We start from the raw sequence: 2,385 nt of genomic DNA, 5'->3' as shown, positions 1-2,385 counted from the left end.
GGGGGTCTTCTCGCCAAAAGCTTCCGCCAGTTGCACCAGCGTATGCACCACTCGCAGCGGGGGGCTCTGCTGGTCAAGATCCGCCTGCAAGTTGGCCAGGCGCAGGCGACGGGAGAGGCTGCAGGCCAGCTGGTAACACAGTTGCGGCTCCCGCAACATCAGCGCTTTGAAGGTTGCCGCCGGGATCCCGGCCACCCGCAGCGGGGTTAGGGCCAGCACATCTCGCGAGCGGGGAGCTTCGTCCAGTACCGCCATTTCCCCCACCCAAGCGCCCGGCCCCAGCAAGGCAAGGGTTTTGGTGCTGTCTTGCGCCCGCAAAGCCCGCCGCACCTTAGCCCAGCCGGCGAGGATCAGATAAACTACGCTGCCCCAGGCATCTTGCATGAAGAGGGCCTGTCCCGCCGGGATATCCCGCAGCTTGACCTGGGATCCCAACCATTGCAAGGACGTCGCCGAAAGTTCGGCCAACATTGGCACCGCCTTGAGCTCGGAGAGAAGGGCAACAGGAGCATCGGAAGCCATGGCGGGTCGGACGTTTCACCATACCGCAAGCCCACTGTAGCCCAGTTACCAACTCAAGAGCTATCCTGCAATCCACCACCCCGCCATGTGCGCCAAGATCTAGTGAGGAGGTGGTCTTGCTGTGGAGTCTTGCCGGTATGGCCCTCAGAGCCTCTAGAGCTACCCTGCGGTTGAGGGTGGGGGGAACCCAAACTCTGCCATTTCGTCTGGGCAACAGAGGTTTTGTCGGCGAGGGGATCCCTCCGCTGTTGTTGTTAGAACTTATGGATGCCTATGGATGCTGCCCTCAGCGACATCAGTGGCCAGCGCTGGTCGGTCTTGGTGAAGAACGTGCCTGTGCGGCCCGAAAAGCTCGCTGATGCGGATCTGGTGCTGCTCTGTCAGCAGGGATCCCAGCCCCATCGGGAGGCTTTTGCCGAGCTGATGCGTCGCCATCAGGCCCATGTGGACAAGGTGCTCTACCATCTTGCTCCCGACTGGCACGACCGGCATGACTTGGCCCAGGAAGTTTGGATCCGGGCCTACCGCCACCTGAAACGCCTACAGGAGCCGGCAAAATTTCGCAGTTGGCTGGGGCGGATCGCCACCAACCTGTTTTACGACGAGCTGCGCAAGCGCAAACGACAGCAGCAGCCCCTTTCTCTGGATGCGCCGATTCAGATGCGGGATAGCGAGATGGAATGGGAGCTGCCCAGCGAGAGCCCCAGCCCCCATGAGCACCTCGCCACTTGCGAGTTCTATGAGCGATTGCACCAAGCCGTCCGCGACCTGCCGCAGGCCTTTCGCCAGACAATCCTGCTGCGGGAAATTCAGGGAATGGCTTATGAGGAAATTGCCGAGATCACAGGGGTGTCTTTGGGCACTGTTAAGTCTCGCATTGCGCGCGCCCGCGCCCGCCTACAATCCACCCTAAAACCCTACCTTAATGGCGAATGACCATGGTTCGCGGCAACCCCAACCCCGACCCCAGGGATCCCCAGCAAGAGCTGCCGGTGGTGGATGAGCGCTTTGAACAGTTGAGCGCCTACTTGGATGGGGAATTGTCGTCTCAAGAGGCGCGGCAGGTGGAAGATTGGCTGGCCAGCGATCCTCAGGCGCGGCAACTGTACAGCCAACTGGCAGCTTTACAGGCCGGTTTGGCCAACCTCAAGGCCCCCACCTTGGATCCCATCCAGACGGAGCTGTTGATCAGCCGTGTGTTCGCTGAGCTGGATCGGAGGCCAATGCTCGACCTGGGCTGGCGGCAACGTAAGGGCACCCCTTGGGGACGGGTGGCAGCGGCTGTAGTGGCCTTGGCAGGGGCGGGCTGGGTGGGATGGCGTTGGTCTCATCCCCAGCCTTTGGTATCGCTGGAAGATCCGCCGGTGCGCGTGGCCATCGTGCCTGCCTCTGCTCGTGTTGCCCAACGCTATCTTTTCGAGCCGGGGCAAAAGCAAGATGCCTACTCGATTTTGTTTGAGACAATGCCCGACCGTGGATCTCGCTCCGCCAACGGGACCGGAGCCGTTCGCATCAACGGGACGGAGTCCTTGGTGGGCTGGGAATGACCTGAGCAGGCTTGAGAAAGACTGAGGAGCGCAGGGTGGAAAAAGCAGTTCGCTGGGCTTGTGGGCTAGGAGTCTGCCTTTGGCTATGCAGTCTGGGATCCCTGTCGGCCCAGGCAGATCCCAGCGGTAGCCATCTGGCAACGCCGTCCGCGCCGGCGGGACAGAGTCCGAAGGAGTTGCACTCCTCTCCCAGTGGACAGGAGCCTGCCCCCCAGCCCACAAACCTGCCTTCACCCGGATCCCGTCTCACCCCTGCCCCCGATCAAAACCAATGGGCCCCTCCCAAGACGGAGCTATCGCCCTTTCCGGACTTCCC

At 61.8% G+C, this 2,385-nt stretch carries 3 protein-coding genes and 1 pseudogene; 3 read left to right on the top strand and 1 reads right to left on the bottom strand.

What is annotated here, in order from left to right; all coding sequences use genetic code 11:
- A partial coding sequence (locus NW815_RS13750) for a Crp/Fnr family transcriptional regulator (protein WP_414416136.1) occupies positions 1 to 522 on the bottom strand: 522 nt, incomplete at its 3' end.
- Between the two features lie 273 nt (positions 523 to 795).
- Here NW815_RS13750 and NW815_RS13745 point away from each other — a divergent pair.
- The 3 genes and pseudogenes from NW815_RS13745 to NW815_RS13735 form a co-directional block, all read left to right on the top strand.
- On the top strand, positions 796 to 1,458 hold the full coding sequence (locus tag NW815_RS13745) for a sigma-70 family RNA polymerase sigma factor (protein WP_414328694.1): 663 nt from the start codon (positions 796 to 798) through the stop codon (positions 1,456 to 1,458).
- The gene (locus NW815_RS13740; protein WP_414389956.1) at positions 1,455 to 2,069 is read left to right on the top strand and encodes an anti-sigma factor family protein; all 615 of its coding nucleotides are present in this window, start codon (positions 1,455 to 1,457) and stop codon (positions 2,067 to 2,069) included. The genes NW815_RS13745 and NW815_RS13740 overlap by 4 nt, the downstream gene beginning before the upstream one ends.
- A gap of 35 nt (positions 2,070 to 2,104) precedes the next feature.
- Positions 2,105 to 2,385: pseudogene (locus tag NW815_RS13735) on the top strand (hypothetical protein); the annotation flags it as partial.

The organism is Synechococcus sp. R6-7 (assembly GCF_047461695.1).
Taxonomy (GTDB): Bacteria; Cyanobacteriota; Cyanobacteriia; order Thermostichales; family Thermostichaceae; genus Thermostichus.
This window is presented reverse-complemented; position numbering and strand designations above follow the sequence as displayed.